The organism is Nocardia sp. NPDC003345 (assembly GCF_053589395.1).
Window position 1 is genome coordinate 23279 of the sequence record NZ_JBSFRU010000018.1, and the last position, 16063, is coordinate 39341.

13 protein-coding genes, 4 tRNA genes and 1 pseudogene are annotated in these 16063 nt (G+C 68.9%); 9 read left to right on the forward strand and 9 right to left on the reverse strand.

Annotated features, from left to right (window positions below):
* The first annotated feature begins 151 nt into the window (after window positions 1-151).
* Window positions 152-2575 (forward strand): molybdopterin-dependent oxidoreductase, encoded by a 2424-nt coding sequence (locus ACWDU1_RS04170; RefSeq protein WP_449995816.1) that lies wholly within the window; start codon window positions 152-154, stop codon window positions 2573-2575.
* A 45-nt stretch (window positions 2576-2620) separates the two neighbouring features.
* Here the strand turns inward: ACWDU1_RS04170 and ACWDU1_RS04175 are convergent, their stop codons facing one another.
* The gene (locus tag ACWDU1_RS04175; RefSeq protein ID WP_449995817.1) at window positions 2621-3073 is read right to left on the reverse strand and encodes a hypothetical protein; all 453 of its coding nucleotides are present in this window, start codon (window positions 3071-3073) and stop codon (window positions 2621-2623) included.
* 161 nt (window positions 3074-3234) lie between these two features.
* On the opposite strand from ACWDU1_RS04175, the gene ACWDU1_RS04180 reads away from it, so the two are divergent.
* Window positions 3235-3390 carry a hypothetical protein gene (locus tag ACWDU1_RS04180; RefSeq protein WP_449995818.1) on the forward strand — a complete coding sequence of 52 codons (156 nt, stop codon included), beginning with the start codon at window positions 3235-3237 and terminating at the stop codon, window positions 3388-3390.
* A 113-nt stretch (window positions 3391-3503) separates the two neighbouring features.
* Here ACWDU1_RS04180 and ACWDU1_RS04185 read toward each other — a convergent pair whose 3' ends face one another.
* Window positions 3504-4136 carry a TetR/AcrR family transcriptional regulator gene (locus ACWDU1_RS04185; RefSeq protein ID WP_449995819.1) on the reverse strand — a complete coding sequence of 211 codons (633 nt, stop codon included), beginning with the start codon at window positions 4134-4136 and terminating at the stop codon, window positions 3504-3506.
* Between the two features lie 244 nt (window positions 4137-4380).
* Here ACWDU1_RS04185 and ACWDU1_RS04190 point away from each other — a divergent pair, with 244 nt between their 5' ends.
* Window positions 4381-6582: an MMPL family transporter gene (locus ACWDU1_RS04190; RefSeq protein WP_449995820.1), complete on the forward strand. Its 2202-nt coding sequence runs from the start codon at window positions 4381-4383 to the stop codon at window positions 6580-6582.
* A 134-nt stretch (window positions 6583-6716) separates the two neighbouring features.
* Window positions 6717-7034, forward strand: coding sequence for a hypothetical protein (locus ACWDU1_RS04195; protein WP_449995821.1), 318 nt, complete (start codon window positions 6717-6719; stop codon window positions 7032-7034).
* 93 nt (window positions 7035-7127) lie between these two features.
* Here the strand turns inward: ACWDU1_RS04195 and ACWDU1_RS04200 are convergent.
* Window positions 7128-7199 (reverse strand) — tRNA-Val (locus ACWDU1_RS04200).
* 335 nt (window positions 7200-7534) lie between these two features.
* Here ACWDU1_RS04200 and ACWDU1_RS04205 point away from each other — a divergent pair.
* The 3 genes from ACWDU1_RS04205 (at window position 7535) to ACWDU1_RS04215 (ending at window position 7799) form a co-directional block, all read left to right on the forward strand.
* A tRNA-Gly gene (locus tag ACWDU1_RS04205) sits at window positions 7535-7607 on the forward strand.
* Between the two features lie 45 nt (window positions 7608-7652).
* Window positions 7653-7723: transfer RNA gene (locus tag ACWDU1_RS04210), tRNA-Cys, on the forward strand.
* Between the two features lies 1 nt (window position 7724).
* A tRNA-Val gene (locus ACWDU1_RS04215) sits at window positions 7725-7799 on the forward strand.
* A gap of 235 nt (window positions 7800-8034) precedes the next feature.
* Here ACWDU1_RS04215 and ACWDU1_RS04220 read toward each other — a convergent pair.
* Entirely contained in the window at window positions 8035-8340 is a 306-nt protein-coding gene (locus ACWDU1_RS04220) for a hypothetical protein (protein WP_449995822.1), read from the reverse strand.
* Window positions 8341-8629: 289 nt separating this feature from the next.
* On the opposite strand from ACWDU1_RS04220, the gene ACWDU1_RS04225 reads away from it, so the two are divergent.
* The gene (locus ACWDU1_RS04225) at window positions 8630-9856 is read left to right on the forward strand and encodes a helix-turn-helix domain-containing protein (RefSeq protein WP_449995823.1); all 1227 of its coding nucleotides are present in this window, start codon (window positions 8630-8632) and stop codon (window positions 9854-9856) included.
* Between the two features lie 47 nt (window positions 9857-9903).
* Here the strand turns inward: ACWDU1_RS04225 and ACWDU1_RS04230 are convergent, their stop codons facing one another.
* Both ACWDU1_RS04230 and ACWDU1_RS04235 read right to left on the reverse strand, forming a co-directional pair.
* Complete coding sequence (locus tag ACWDU1_RS04230; RefSeq protein WP_449995824.1) at window positions 9904-10281, reverse strand: hypothetical protein; 378 nt, start codon at window positions 10279-10281, stop codon at window positions 9904-9906.
* A 128-nt stretch (window positions 10282-10409) separates the two neighbouring features.
* Complete coding sequence (locus tag ACWDU1_RS04235) at window positions 10410-11516, reverse strand: baeRF11 domain-containing protein (protein ID WP_449995825.1); 1107 nt, start codon at window positions 11514-11516, stop codon at window positions 10410-10412.
* Between the two features lie 288 nt (window positions 11517-11804).
* Here ACWDU1_RS04235 and ACWDU1_RS04240 point away from each other — a divergent pair, with 288 nt between their 5' ends.
* Complete coding sequence (locus ACWDU1_RS04240) at window positions 11805-13010, forward strand: hypothetical protein (protein WP_449995826.1); 1206 nt, start codon at window positions 11805-11807, stop codon at window positions 13008-13010.
* Window positions 13011-13029: 19 nt separating this feature from the next.
* Here the strand turns inward: ACWDU1_RS04240 and ACWDU1_RS04245 are convergent, their stop codons facing one another.
* The 3 genes and pseudogenes from ACWDU1_RS04245 to ACWDU1_RS04255 all read right to left on the reverse strand — a co-directional run.
* Window positions 13030-13914, reverse strand: a complete 885-nt coding sequence (locus ACWDU1_RS04245) for a hypothetical protein (RefSeq protein WP_449995827.1) — start codon at window positions 13912-13914, stop codon at window positions 13030-13032.
* Window positions 13915-14095: 181 nt separating this feature from the next.
* Window positions 14096-15049 carry a LysR family transcriptional regulator gene (locus ACWDU1_RS04250; RefSeq protein WP_449995828.1) on the reverse strand — a complete coding sequence of 318 codons (954 nt, stop codon included), beginning with the start codon at window positions 15047-15049 and terminating at the stop codon, window positions 14096-14098.
* Window positions 15050-15056: 7 nt separating this feature from the next.
* Window positions 15057-16063 (reverse strand): annotated as a pseudogene (locus tag ACWDU1_RS04255) (hypothetical protein); the annotation flags it as partial.

Below are 16063 nucleotides of genomic sequence, written 5' to 3' on the forward strand. Positions count from 1 at the left end.
TTCGTAACTACCGGCTTGAACGTCGTTCAAGATAGCAACGCCCGTACCGCGCGAGCGCCCCACCCCCGGCCACCGCGACGCGGCCGGCCACCGCCACCTACCGTTCGAATGAGGAGAATGGGTCGGGTACGCCCGCCGGAAAGGAACGACCATGACGCGGACGACGCGGCCCACCGCCACCCACTGGGGCAATTACCATCTCGGGACCGCCGCCGACGGCAGCATTTCGGTCACCCCCGACCCCCGCGACCCGCAGCCCTCCCCCATCGGCCGGTCGCTGGCCGCGGTCCAGGACCCCGAGCACCGGATCGCCCGCCCCGCCATCCGCCTCGGCTACTACCGCGACCGCACCGCGGCCGATCCCCGCCTGCGCGGTCGTGAACCGTTCGTCGAGGTCGAATGGGACGAAGCCCTCGATATCGCGGCCGACGCCCTGTGCGCGGCGCGGGAGACCGGCGGCAACCGGGCGATCTACGGCGGGTCCTACGGGTGGGCCAGCGCGGGCCGTTTCCATCACGCGCAGAGTCAGATCCACCGCTTCCTGCAGATGTTCGGCGGATACACCGCCTCGGTGGACACCTATTCGTTCGCCGCGGCCGAGGTTCTCATCCCCCATGTCCTCGGTATGAACGCCTATTTCGCGGCGCGCCAGACTCCCGGCACCGCGGATATCGCGCGGCACTGCGCCCGGGTCGTCCTCTTCGGCGGCGGGGCGCAACGCAATACCCAGGTCAATCCCGGCGGTATCGGCGCCCACCCGCGCCGCGAGCGACTGTCCGAACTACGCCGGGCGGGAGTCGATTTCGTGCATATCGGTCCCGTCCGGGACGACGCGCATCCGGACCTGGCGGCCCGCTGGATCCCGTGCCGTCCGCACAGCGATGTCGCGATCATGCTGGCGCTGACCCACACCCTGATCACCGAGGACCTGCACGACCGCGCGTTCCTCGACCGCTACACCACCGGATTCGACCGGTTCGCCGAATACCTGACCGGTGGCGTGGACGGCGAGCCCAAGACTCCCGAGTGGGCCGCCGCACTCTCGGAGGTTCCCGCCGACGAGATCCGCGACCTGGCCCGGCTGCTGGCCCGGCAACGCTGTCTCATCGGGCTGCCGTACGCGTTGCAGCGGGCCGAGCACGGGGAACAGACCTATTGGGCCGGCTGGGCCCTGGCCTGCGCACTCGGCTATATCGGACTGCCCGGCGGCGGTGTACTCATGGGTTCCGGGGTGGGCCTGACCAATGAGACGCGGCGGGGCAACCCGCCCTTCGATATCGCCGGCTTCCCGCAGCCCGGCAACCCGGTCTCCGATATCGTCCCGGTGGCGCGGCTCACCGAGATGCTCGAAAACCCCGGCGCGCGTTTCGATTACAACGGCCGCAGTCTCACCTATCCCGATATCGACTTGATCTACTGGGCCGGCGGTAATCCCTTCCACCATCACCAGGACCTCAACCGGCTGCGGCGCGCCTGGTCCCGGCCGCGCACGGTGATCGTGCACGAAATCGGCTGGACCGCGACCGCCCGCTTCGCCGATATCGTGCTCCCCGTGACGGCGGCCCAGGAGCGCGAGGATTTCGCCGCCGCCCGGCAGGACCAGTGGCTCACACCGATGCGGCGCGCGCTCCCACCCTTCGGGCAGGCCCGGTCCGATCACGCCGTTTTCGCCGGACTGGCCGGACGGCTCGGCTTCGGGCCGCGTTTCACCGAGGGCCGCGACGAGACCCAGTGGGTCGCGTACCTCTGGAACACCACCGTCGCCGGTGCGGCCGCCGCGGGGGTCACCCTTCCCGACTATGCGACCTTCCGCGACGGTCCCCCGATCGATCTCGGACCGCATCTACGCGAAACCACCCATGTCCTGGACCGGTTCCGTGCGGATCCCGACCGCTATCCGCTGGCGACCCCGTCGGGCCGGATCGAACTGTTCTCTCGCACCATCGACGGTTTCGGCTATCCCGACTGCGCCGGCCACCCGGCCTGGTATCCACCGCGCGAATGGCTCGGCGCGCCACTCGCGCGACGATTCCCGCTGCATCTGCTGTCGCATCAGCCCGCGACCCGGCTGCACAGTCAGCTCGACTTCGGCCGCACCAGTCAGGAATCCAAGATCCGAGGCCGCGAACCACTGCGGATGAATCCCGCCGACGCCGCGGCGCGCGGGCTCACCGAGGGCGATATCGTCCGGGTCTTCAACGATCGCGGGGCGCTGCTGGCCGGGCTGCGTGTTTCCGACGCCCTCCGGCCCGGCGTCGCGCAGATCGCGACGGGAGCCTGGTACGACCCCGCGGACGCCGCCGACCCGCTCTCGCTGGACGTGCACGGCAATCCGAATACCGTCACCAACGATATCGGCACCAGTTCCCTGACCCAGGGTCCGTCGGCGAACAGCTGCCTGGTGCAGATCGAACGGTACGAGGGCGCGCTCCCGCCGCTGCGAGTTCGCAATCCTCCGGCCTTCACCACCCTGCTCGGCGAACCCGCCGGCGCGACAGCGGACCGTCCGCCGGTCGCATCGGCCGGCCGCCGAGCAGACGACGGTCACGCCCCGCCCGCCCCACCGGCCGCGTGATCGCCATCGCGTTCCACGGCGGCACCACTTCCGGACGCACCGTCCTCACTGCGGACGAGCTTCATGCCCGGGGCGACCGTGGCTCCGGCGCTCCTCTTTCATCCGCGCCTCGTATACATGGCGACGGCCTTCCATGAACTCGTCCCGGGCCGCCCGCTCGATGGTGCGGAACAGTTCGTAGTAGCCGTCGTCGTACTCCTCGACGATCTGAAAGGTCCACCGCCCCGGCAGGACGTTGCACCCGATCAGATCGGTCCACATCCGGGTAGCGATGTCCTCGTGCCCCGCCTCCCGGAACAGGGTGGCGGCGCGTTCCAGAGCCAGATCGGCACCACCGGTCAGCTGATGGAAGGCGTACAGGTGACCGCGGGCGCGCTGGGTCGTTTCCCACGCTTCGGTCAGCTTTCCGACGGCCTCGATCGTCTTGTCGTCCACTCCATCGGGCGGGCGATGGCGTGGCGCCGGCATATCCGCTCCGACCAGCCGGTTCTCTGTCATACGGTCAGGCTATCGACAATCGGCCGGTAAACAGGGCGCCTCGGGTCCCGCGGGTCGGGCCGGGCACCCGCGAACCGTCGAGCGGCCGGCCCGGCGGGCACACCGGATCACCTTTTTCGAATCGGCCGTGCCGGGTAGGCCGGGAAACGGAAGGAGACGATGTGACGGAAAAGAAGCACGATGACGAATACCCCGACAAAGCTCCCGAACCCGCACCCCCCGGCCCGAAGGACCGTCGGCGCCGGGGCGGTATGGCCACCCGCGAGAACGCGCCCGAGATAACTACCGCGGAAGACGCCCCGGAACCACCCGACTGATATCGAACGTGGCCGGACCGCTACACGCCGCCGCCGCACCTCGCGGCGCGCGGCCATAACAGCGGCGCCGGCCGACACAGCGTTACCCGGTCATCGCCGGGTCCCGAGTCCGGTCACCGACTTCCGAAGACGTTTTCGGCGTAGCCGACGATACTGTCTATCGCTTTCGCGTAGACATCCTTGAGCGGCCCCGGGTAACCCTGCTCGGCCCAGTGATTCAGCGCAGCGAAACAAATCCAGGCCGCGGCAGCGGCCACCATCCAGATATCGAGATCGTCGGCCGTGCGGCCGGTCCGGTTACCGAGCACCTTCCGCAGGCTCTCCTCCAGCTCGCGGTTCTGCTGGGTCATGGCGTCTTTGAGGGCCGGGACGGTGCGGACGAAATGAAGCCGGCGGCGAATGCGCGCCTCCGCCGCCGGACCCAGCATGGTTTCGATGAGTACCGGCGTAACCGCCCGCGCGACGGCGAGCAGGGCCTGCGGCTCCACGATGTCACCCTCACCCGCGGTTTCGAGCAGGCGCAAGATCTCGGGGTCGTACTCGTCGTGGAGTACGAGTTTCTCTTTGGTCCCGAAGTACCGGTACACCGAACTGGGCGATACGCCCGCATCCGCCGCGACCCGCTCGACGGTGACGTTGTCGTATCCGTCACGGTCGAACAGTTCCATGGCGACCTGCTGGATCTTGGCCATGGCCTCGACTCTTCTGCGCTCCCATGCCGTGGGTCGGGGCGTCGGGTCGTACACGAGCAAATGGTAGCGCGCGCCTGCTCGAGTGATAGCAACTACCTGAACAGTCGTGGCGTAGAGCTGTTCATTCCGGCATCGATTCGCTCCGGATCGGCCAATCCTGACAGTCACTTGCAGGTATCGGCGCGCACGCATAATCTGAAGGCAACTGATAGTCACTGTCAGGTTAGCGCGGCGCATGGCTACATTTCTCGGTTTGTGGTCGGGCTCGCCGGTCTTCGCCCATCGAGGAGAAAGCACCATGAACAACCGGCTCGATCGCCTGGTCACGAACCGTCCGATACTGGTCACCGCCATAGCGGTAGGCGTGCTGCTGCTCTCGGGAGCGTGGGGGCTCGGGGTATTCGACCGCCTCAATCTCGCCGGCTACACCGACCCGGGAAGTGAATCGGCCGAGGTCGACCGATGGATCGAGAACAGTATCGGCAGGCAGACACCCGATGTGGTGGTCATCTACACCGCCCCCGCCGGGCAATCCGTCGATGACATCGCGACATCCGTGGTCGAACGCCTCGACAGCATCGACGACTCCGTCCTCGCCAAACCTCCGGAGTCCTATTGGACCTCGAACGCTCAGCTGAGACTCGCCCTGGCCTCCTCCGATCGCACCAAAGGCCTGGCCGTCCTCACCCTGGCCGGAGACGAGAGCCAACGGCTGCGCGCCTACACCGAACTGGTCCCCCGATTGCAGATCCCGGGGATCGGCAGCGAATTCTCGGGCTGGAACGCGACCACCATGGCCACCAACGAGGAGTCGAAGAACGACCTGCTCCTGGCAGAAGCCGTCGCCGTGCCCCTGACCTTTCTCCTGCTCGTCGTGGTCTTCGGCAGCCTGGTCGCTGCCGCCGTACCCGTCGCTGTCGGCGGGCTCGCGGTGTTCGGATCGCTCGGGCTGCTACGAGTCCTATCCGAGTTCACCGATGTCAGCGCCTTCGCCGTCAATATCGCCTCGATCCTCGGGCTGGGCCTGTCCATCGACTACAGCCTGTTCGTGATCAGCCGTTTCCGGGAAGAGCTTCGCGAAGGCCGCACGACGGTCGAGGCCGCGCGACGCACGATCCGCACGGCCGGCCGAACGGTCGGGTTCTCCGCTTTGCTGCTGATCTGCGGATTCGCCGGTATGACCGTCTATCCCCTGGCCATGCTCCAGGCACTGGGCTTCGGCGCCGCGGCCGCCATCGGTCTCGCGGCGCTGCTCTCGGTCACCGCCGTGCCCGCGGTATTGGTCCTGCTGGGACCGAGGATCGACGCGTTGAGCTGGAGACGCGGCGCTGTCGAACGCGGGCAACAGCGCGCGCACACCTTCTGGACCGGGATCGCCGACGCTGTGATCCGCCGACCCGCCGTCACCGCTGTCGGAGTGCTGGCGGTGCTGGCGGTCTTCTCGCTGCCGGCCGCCGGCCTGCAACTCGGCGGCTTCCAGGTCACCGGGCTGCCCGAGGACAACCCCGCGCGAGTCGCGCAGCAGACCGTCACCGCCGATTTCCCGTTCGCCAACAACGGCGCGACCCTGCTCGTCCGGCAGGACGACGGAGCCCGGCCCGATCCCGGTGTGGTCGGCGCACTCACCAGCGCCGCCGGAGACGTTCCCGGTGTACGGATGGTGGTTCAGCAAGCACGAACAGACGACGCGGTTGTCCTGCACGCCGTCTTCGACGCCGACGATTTCTCCACGGCCGCCTCCGACGCGGTCACCGAGCTGCGCGCGATCCCCCGGCCACCCGGGGTCGATATGCTCGTCGGTGGCGAGAACGCGGTCTCCACCGATAGCAATACCGCCATCGTGCGGGGCTTTCCCGCCATGGCCGCCGTGATGGTCGTGGCAACCTTCGTCCTGATGCTCATCGCCTTCAGGTCGATAGTCCTGCCGCTCAAGGCCATTGCCATGGCAGCCTGCAGCCTCCTGGCCACCTTCGGTGTATTGACCTGGCTGTTCCAGGACGAGACCCGGGCCGGATTGCTCGGCATCACCGCCGGTCCGCTGCCGGCCGGTGCGCTCATCATGGTCGTCGCCCTGGTATTCGGGCTGTCCACCGACTACGAGGTCTTCCTCATGTCCCGCATGGTGGAAGCCCACGACCGCGGCGCCGATACCGCCGAGGCGATACGCACCGGAATGGCGACCACCAGCCGCACCATCACCGCGGCCGCCGCACTGCTGCTGATCGTCACCGGCGCAGCGTCATTGTCCGGGGTCAACCTCATGAAAATCGCCGGAGTCGGTATGGCCTTCGCCATCCTCATCGATGCCACGCTCGTGCGCATGCTCCTGGTTCCCGCATTGGTCAAGATGATGGGCCGCGCCAACTGGTGGAGCCCCTGGCCCGCCCACCGATCCCGGACGGACGTCGAGCTCGATCCGGGCACCCCCGGCGATACGACAGGCCTCGCGAAGATCTCGGTCGGCTCGGCGAACGCGGCGTCCTGGAAGGAAGACCGGTGAGGCATGCCGTACACATACCCGACCCACCCCCCCGGCAGCCGCCCACGAATCGGCCGGCACTGCCCGGTCGACCGGCTGTGGTTACGCCGCATTGCCGCTCGACCTCGACGGCCACACCCCGCTACGTTCACCGGATGACAGAAGATCCCGACGAGATCAGTCCACTGGACAACGGCTCATGGGCCCGCGACCGCGAGGTCTATGTGCAACTGCTGGAACGCGAACGACGCCGGTACGCCTGGGTGATGCATCGCTACGGTGACCTGACCGAGGCCGAAGCCGAAGAGGAAGCCGCACACCTATACCCGTTCGAAGACCCGGACGATGAGTTCTACGGCATGAGCTTCCGTGACGACGCTTGGCACTGGGCGATGCGCCACCTGTACGGGCTCTACTGGATTACCCACCCTGAACTGGAGGATCGGGTCGACGAGTACTACGACATCGAATAGCGAGCCCGAAACCAGTCGAACGCGCGACCTTCGGCCGAGTGCCGGATCATGAAAAAATCCCCCTGACCAGGTGATATGACAGGGGGATTGTTGTGGTCCCAGCTGGGATCGAACCAGCGACCTTCCGCGTGTGAGGCGGACGCTCTCCCGCTGAGCTATGAGACCGGGATGAACAGTTCGGAAGGCTTCTTCGATGCCTGCCGAACGAGTACGAACCTTAACACGCACCACCCATCCGCCACCAAATCACCCTCTTGTCATCCGTTCCCGGGACACCCGGCGCCGGCTCACTCGGGCGCCCCGGAGGCTGCCGGCCTGAACCGCGGCCGACCCGCTGCGCCCGGGCGGGCGGGATTCCCCCGCCACCGCCGTTCGGATCCCGCGAATAACAAGCGTGTAGTTTACCCGCCGCTACCAGGCGATTTGTAGGTTTCGCCGAAGGTGGGCTAATGTTCTGTCTCGCACCACGGAGGACACAACAGCCCCCGGGGATGCGAAATGCGGATGTAGCGCAGCTGGTAGCGCATCACCTTGCCAAGGTGAGGGTCGCGGGTTCGAATCCCGTCATCCGCTCGAGAGGTAGGGCCAGGCGCATTGTATGCCTTCCCCCCTTTGCGCGGTGGAGTGGCCGAGTGGTGAGGCAACGGCCTGCAAAGCCGTGCACACGGGTTCGATTCCCGTCTCCACCTCGCGCGATTAGCTCAGCGGGAGAGCGCTTCCCTGACACGGAAGAGGTCACTGGTTCAATCCCAGTATCGCGCACCACGGCAATACAGTTCGAAGGCGCTTTTCGAGAAATCTCGGGAAGCGCCTTTTCTGTTCTGACAGCGCCGCACTCATAGCGAGTCGGTCGGGTCTACGCCAACGCGAGAACGATAAGACCCTTCCCCGTTGGTATCTCGCTCGGCCTCGGCCTGCGGAGCCGTAGGTTCCGGCCACACGATCGCAGCTACCAAAACGGCCAACGGCAGCCCGGCCGCGACCACGAATCCCAGCGTGATCAATGGCCCACCCCTGCGATGAACCATCGGGCGAAAGACAACCGCGGTAGCACCGTTTCCACGTCGGCGACGCTCATGACCCGGTTCAACTCGACCGGACCGAGGTGGTGCGGGCCGGGCATGACCACCGCGTCCACATCGGCCGCACGGACCTGGTCGAACAGCGGGAGCACAGATGCGAGATCGGGCCAGATCACGAGGTACCCGAGATGGCGCGCCAAGCGCTGGACCTGCGCCCGGTCCCATATCACCGACTGACTGGCGTCCAGATCTATGTATCCGAGTGCGGTTGGCCGCTGTCGCACCGAGTGTCCCCTGTCTATGTCCCCTGCGTTCATGTGGCTGCCACCGCCGCCGAGGACTACCGCGCCGACCCGGCGGGGGTGGCGGAGAGGATCCTGAACCGTGCGCACCCGCGATACCGGTGGAAGCGAACCACCTTGCGAGGTAGGGGGATTCCCCCTACCGGAGGCGCTGGTGGGACCTCACCAGCGGCTCTATCCTGGGATGACCCCTTCGCGGAGAACGTCGCCCGGCCGACAGGCCCGAGTTCATCTACGGAGTGGACCGATCCCGCGAAGAAGGCAGGCCGCTATGCCGACCCCTGACGAACTCGCCGCACGCGCGATAGGCGAGCGCATCCAGAACATCCGCACCCGCACCGGACGGACCCGCGCGGTCGTCGCCGGTCTGGTCGGCCGTTCCGATGACTGGCTACGCGATGTCGAAAAGGGTCGCCTCCAGCGTCCGCCGGCACTGGATATGCTGCTGCGGATCGGGCAGGCCCTCGGTGTGCGAGATCTGACCGAGATCACCGGCGACCACGAGTTGCTGGTGGGCGTGTCCCGCCGCGCCGGGCATCCCGTCGTCCCGGCTATCCGCGAGGCGATCGAGGGGGTCGATCTCACCCCGTCGCCGTCACCGGTCGACACCGCCGAACTCGCCGCACGGGTCGAACGCGCGTGGCGGTTGTGGCACACATCGGTGACGCCGCGTGCCGATGCGGGCGCGATGCTGCCCGAACTGATCCGCGACGGCCGCCGCGCGCTACGTACCCTCGACGGACCCGACCGACGCACCGCCGCGGCCGCGCTGTCGGGTGCCTACGCGCTCTCCGAGCAAGTACTCGCGTGGGTGGCGGACGCGCCGCTGTTGTGGCTCGCCGCCGATCGGTGCATGTCGGCCGCCGAGATCGCCGACGACCCGATAACGCTCGCATCCGCTTCGTGGGTACTCGGCAACGTCTGGCGCTCGACCGGCCGCGAGGAAGACGCGTATCGCCTCGCCTCCGAAGCCGCCGCGCTACTCGAACCGCATATGGACGGCGACCGAGACGCACAAGCGCTCTGGGGTGCGTGCCAACTGCACGGCGCGATCACGGCGGCCCGTATCGGCCGGGAAGGCGATGCATTACGCGCCATCGATCAGGCGATGGGGATGGCCCGGGCACTGCCCACTGGATCGACCCACCCCTGGACACTGTTCGGCGTCGCGAACACCGAGATCAGCGCCGTATCCGTACAGGTCGACCTCCGTAAATCCGGCAATGCCCTGGACGCGGCGGGCGCGGTGGACCCGGACGCGGTGCCATCGATCGACCGCCGGGCCCGGCTATGGCTCGAACTTTCCCGCGCCTACGCCCAGCAGCGGGACTGGCTCGGCACCCTCGGCGCACTGCGCACCGGCACCGCCATCAGCGAAGAATCCATGAAATGCCATCCGCTGGCCCGCTCGCTCGCGGCCGAACTGGTCACTCACGGCGGCCGGCTCAACGAGCGCGAATCACGGGCAGTCGCCGCACGACTCGACGTCACCGTCTGAGATCGACCGGGCGCATCAGGGGACGAACGCGGTCACCGCCCTCTCGGTCACGTGCTGGGTTCCGTCGAATTCTTTGTCCGCGGCCCCGGAACCCCGGGAGCTTCTTCCCATCCCGGCACGAAGCCTCCGTCCACCGGCCACAGATCGAGTTCGATGTAATGATCCGGCAGTTCGGTACTCAGCCGTCTCAGGAGAGCCCGGCCACTCTGCTCGTAAGCGCGGGCCGCTGCCGGTGACGACCAGCCGGTGTCATGCCGGAACAACCTTTCGAAATGCTCCTGCCACGCACGCAGATCTCGGTCCAGTTCCCCGGACAGGCCGAGCGACCTACTGTCCATGGGCCCGTCGGTGCGCCACAGCGGCCAGACGCAGCAGTAATCGGACATGAGGCGTAACGAGCGGTCGGGCGGTCGATCGTCGGGCACTCGACAAGGGTAATCGGGCAGGGACGCGACTACCGGTTCGATCTCGTTATCGCGCAACAGCGTTGACCCGATGAGATTCGCAAGGGCCCGGACGTCGTGTGTGGTGACAGCGAGCGGCCGACCCCGACCTACAGCGCGTAGCGGAGCAGGCCCGCCGCCTGTGCGTCGCCGGGGAGGTCGGCGGCGCGGACCGCGAGCACACGGCCGCCGGTCAGCAGGACCCGGCGGGTGATCTCGTCGAGGACGCCGGTTTGCCCGTCGGCGGCGGGTTCACCGAAGGCGACCGCGCCGGCGGCGGAGACCGTCCCCGGGACCGAGGCCTCCATATCGACCAGCAACGTATCGACGGCGCCCGCGGACGCGGCGCGTGCGAGGTCGGTGAGATCGGTGGCGGCCCGGCCTTCCCCGCGGCGCAGTTCCAGCAACTCCACCAGTTCGGCCAGCTGGGCCGCGTAATGGCGGTCCAGGATCTCGCGGGAGCGGTCGGCGAGTTCGGCGTCGGAGACCTGCTCGGGATTTCCCGGGATGCTCTCGCCGAGCAGGTTGGGGTAGCTGTTCACGCTCCGGAACAATGCGTCGATCGGCTCGGTCGCGGCCAGGATCAGTGGAACATCGCGGCCGGCGAGCAGGTCGCGCAGTTCGGCGTCGATGGCCCGGGCGTACTGCCGCTGGCGCATCTTCCGGCCTTCGTCGCCTTGGACGCGGCGTTTGGGGGCGCGGTCGCCCAGACTCGCTTTCCCGGCGTGGTCGGCGGCGCTGGTGGGCAACCCGGGAACCGGCACGGTCCGGGCCGGGCGGTCGGGGGTGATCTCCACCAGCCGCACCCCGCCCTCGGCCAGCGCGAGGACGAAGGCGGTCTGGGGAAAGGTCACGGCACGTAGCAGCGGCGTCAGATCGAACCGGTCGCCCACCGTCTCGGAGGCGGGCAGCCGGTTGGGCACCCGATAGGTGCGAATGCGGCCCGGGGTGGCCAGCACCGCCAGCGTGCGCGACTGGAACCGCCAGAACATGGCGTCGTCGATATGGACGTCGAATTCTTCGTCCAGGGCGGCGCGCGCCTCGGGGTCGGTGACCGATTCGAGAACGCGCCGGGCCTGATTCGAGAAGGCGATCCGGTCCTGATCGGGGTCGGCGAGGTCGGACTCGGTGGGTGTGTAGATCGAGACACACCAGTCGCCGCCGGCTTCCGCGAGGGTTTTGATCTCATCCCGGGTCGGGATATCCGTATGCAGCACGCCGCCTCCACCTCGGTCGATCTCGACGACATACCGCCGGACCCGGTTCCTCCGTGTCCGGCGGCTGCCCTGGCCGGGGCTTCGGCCCACGTCGATCCGGCCACAGCCCCACATCAGCAAACTCTCGGCAATGTTCATTAGAGCACACGGGGCGCGCCGCGGGGTCCGCCCCGGGTGGAGGTCGCGCGGTCCGGGCCCGCGTGCGCGGAAAGCGTGTCGGATGCCCCGGCTATGCTGGCCGACACGAATTGAGCCGATCCCGCATCCGGGTCCCGACAGGGGGTATGAGTGCAGACGGAGCCAGCGCGTGACACCGCGTACGACGAGCCGTCCGCCGATTCCTTCCCCGACGATCTGCGCGACCATCTGACGTTCGGTCCCGAGGATTGCGCGCAGGTGCTGGCGGAGCTGATCGACGACTACGCCGTGGACCGGGAACGGGCCGCGATGATTCTCCGGCTGCGGCTGGGTGTATCCGGTGACCGGCCCGAAACGCTCACCCGGATCGGCGCGCGCTGGGATTTCTCCCGCGACCGGGCCCGTCAGCTGCATACCAAGGCGGTGGGCGAACTCCTGCGGCATACCGCGCAGGCGGGGCGGCTGCCGGTGCCGGAGTTCGCCCGGCGCTACGCCGTCGGTACCCGGGATACGGTGCTCACCCGCGCGCTGCTGGCCGAAACCTACGCCACCGATACCGATCTCGCGGTCAACGATTTGTCCTACCTGAAATTGCGACTGGCGGGGCATTCCGCGGCCGATGCCAAACGGGTGGCGGGTTTCGTCACTCAGCGGGTGGTGGCGTGGCGCAAGAAGACCAACCATCTGCTGTCCCGGTTGCGTGAGGACGCACCGGCCGGGCCGCCGGCCCCGTGGCCGCACAAGATCGACTGGCCGGGGGCCGGCACGGCGGCGCCGATGCCCACCGTCGCGGCCCGGGCCTTCGACCTCGACGACGACGGCCGCGGCCGGTTCTATCTGCACAAGCCCGGCCGCGATATCGGCTTCGATTCCGGACTAGAGGCACGGCTGATGCGGCTGCTCGACACCGACGACCGGATCCACACCTTCCAGGAATATCCCGACGCCGTCGGCTACCGGGTCGACGGTGAGGAACGCCTGCATTTCCCCACCCTGGTCGCCGAACTGGGCGACGGCCGCCGGGTATTGATCGATGTGCAGCCGCTGGGCCATCTCGGATTCCACGTCAACCGGGCGAAATCGGCCGCCGCGCGCGCCTGGGCACACGAGAACGGGTGGGGCTGGCTGCTGTGGACCGGCAGCGCCGTCGGCGAACGGGAACTCGCCGCGCACCCGGTCCCCGCCGCGATCGAGACCCGGCTGACCACACTGCTCGCCGAAGGCCCGGTCCGGCGCCCGGACATCCGGAGCCTGCGCGACGACACCGGGCTCGACCTGCTCGACCTGATCGCGCTCACGGTCCGCAACGAATGGCGCTGGGACCGTGCGCCGTTCCGGCTGACCGCCGCCTCCTGACGGCGGCCGGCCCCGGCGATCAGGGTTTGACGAACATGGTGGCGGCGATGAACGTCGCCAGCAGCAGCATCACGAAAACCGTGATCACCTGCCAATTGTCGATCGTCTTGTGCAATCGGCGGATGGTGTCCTCCAACGCGCGGTGCACCCGCTCCTGATCGGCGATCCGGCGGCCCACCTCGGCCACCGACTCCGCCTGCTCCCGCGCCCGCTGCGCGGTGCGCTCCACCCGGGCATGGGCCTTGGCGAGCTGGCGTTTCTTCTCCCGCACCGATTGCCGGGCCACCGCCAGCGCGGTGCGCTGCTGCATCAGCTCCTGGCGCTGCTGTTCGAGCATCAGCGCCTGGGTCCGGGTGTGCTTCTCCCAGTCGGTCACCGCTGCCCATCCCTTCCTGAAATGGTCGCGATAACCCCACGCGACCTCACCCGCAACCCACTGCCGCAGGAATTCCCGCAGCTCGTAGGGGCGCTCGTCCGGCACCACCAGCCCGGTCGGGCCCTGCTCCAATATCCCGTGCACCGCCCGGTACTCACACGATTCGGGCGACAGATCGGCGATACCGAGCGCCGGCAACTGGGACACCCAGAAACCCGGTGCGCACAACCACAGCACCGTGGAACAGCCCAGCGCTTTCAGCCGATCGGTATGGTCTTGCGCGAGTTGCTGGGTCAGTGGGCCGGTGCGCACCTCGATGGCGAATTGTTCACCGCCGCGCCGCCACCAGACGTCCACCGTCATCGGGCCCACGCGGTGATCCACCACGGCCTCGTCCGCCCCGAAGGCGAGCAGCCGGCTCGCCAGCCAGTACTTCAGTCGCTGTGCGTTCCACTGCGAATCGGCACAGCGGGTACAGCGGCAACCGTAGCCGGGGGTGGCTTCCTCCTCGACCGGATCCGTGGCCACCGGAGCATCGGAAATCCCCAGATCGGACAGCATCGTCCGGCGCCCACACCGTATTTCAGCCCGCCGCTTCGTCTGCATGCGACCACCCATCTAACCCGTACACCATGTCGGCCCCGGCACCGACCGACACATTCCAGGGTGCGCCACAGACACCGGTCACCGCCAGGAATCTGCCCAGCAGTTACCCAAGTGGGACCCGCCCAACCGTCGCGCCGCCGACTGTCCCGGTCACCGGATCCGCGTCCGCCAGCGCCCGGCGCAGCAGTGTGCGCAGCCAGGCATGCCCCGGATCGGGTGTATTGCGCGGATGCCAGGCCAGCGAAATGGTCACCTCCGGCAGCGGCAGCGGAATCTCGAACGAACACAGCCCCAGCGCGGGCAGAGTCGTCTTTGCGACGATCGCCGGTGCCGGGCAGACGACCTCCCCGGACCGGACCGCGAGCAACGCGGTGGTGAGATCCGGGACGGTGGCCACCACCCGCCGCGTCCGGCCGTGCAGCGCGAGCCGGTCGTCGACGGGTCCGCGCGCGATACCGCGCGCGGAGACACTGATATGCGCGGCGGCAGCGTACGCGGCGACGGTGACGCGCTCGGTCACCAAGGGGTGTCCCGGCGCGGCCACACCGATCAGCCGGTCACCGCGCACCCGCTCCACCCGGGTCTGCGGATCCGCGCGCGCGATCACGCCCACTTCGACATCCACCCGGCCGTCGCGCAGGCCGCTCACCGATCCGGCCGGGTCGGGCGGCACGAAGCGCAGTGTCACCCCGGGCGCCCGGGCGCGCGCCTCGGTGAGCAGCCGGGCCGCGAGTTCGGGCAGTACCGCGTCGTCCACCTGCAGGGCGAAACCACGAACCAGGGCGGTCGGATCGACGGTGTCCGGTTTGGCCAGTAGCGCCCGCCCCTGCTCCACCAGCGCGCCGACCTCGAACCGCAGTTCGAGAGCGCGGGGTGTGGGCACCAGCTGCCGGCCCGCGCGCACCAGCAGTGGGTCGTCGTACACGCGCCGCAGCCGGGCCAGGGTGCGGCTCATCGCCGGCGGCGAGGTGTTGAGCCGTTCGGCGGCCAGGGTGACGCTGTTGGTTTCCAGCAGCGCGTGCAAGGCGACCAGCAGATTCAGATCCAGATCCGGCACGCCGGAATCAGGTTCGCCGGGCAGCGCCGGAAGCCTGCGCCTCCTCGACCGGTCCCGGTTCCGCGCCCGCCGTGCCGGCCGACTCGTCCGGGGAGCCGGAACTCTGCGCGGCCTCGGACTCTTCCTCGTCCGCGGGACCCGTGTGTGGTCCGGTGGGGCCGGTCCCGGCCGCCGTCTCGGGCTCGGCTCCCGGGTCCGGGGCGGAGGTCGCGGTGGCGGAGGAGGTCTCGTCCGAGGTGGGCGCAGCGTCGGAAGTGCCGGCCGCGGACCCGTTCGAGACCGCGTTCCGGTCCACCGAAGAATCCACCGTCCCGTTCGGGGCGGACGGTTCGTCCGGGGTCCGGCTCGGATCCGCCGAGGAGTCCGGCACATCGTCTCGGCCGGGCGCTACCGCGGGCTCGGGCGTGCCCGGATCCGCGGTCACCGTACCGGCCTGCGATTCCGCGGCCGTGGCGTCCGTTTCGGACTCGGCTGCGGGCAGCTCCGGCTCGGTGACCGCCGCCGGATCGTTCACGGGTGGCTTCTCGGCCGCGGCTTCGGTCGCCTGCGCGCCAGGAGCGGCGTCGGTGGCCGGTTCGGGATCCGGAGGGCCCGCTTCCGGGAGTGGTTCGGTCGGCGGCATTTCCGGCACGCCCGAACGCATATCTATCCGCACGGTCGGGCTGTTCGACCGCGCGGCGATACCGGCGGCCCGCTGTTCGGCAGCGGCCCGGCGAGCGGCTTCCGCGGCCGCTGCCGCCGACTCCGCCGCCGCGCGACCCGCGGCCTCGGGAACGGGCGGGGCGACCGGGCCGGACGCGGGCGGAGTGGCCGGCGGTACCGGCGGCCGCGCCGGCTGCGCGGACGGCCCGGCGGGGCGCGGAGCCTGCGCGACCGGACGGGTGTCCGCCGTCGAGCCGGGTGCGGGCAGAATCTTGGTCTGCGCGGCGGCATTCGCGGCGACCGCCGCGCCCGGAATCTGCACCGTGGGCGAATCCGCGGGCACCTCGACGGCGGGCCGCTGCTCCCCCGCGG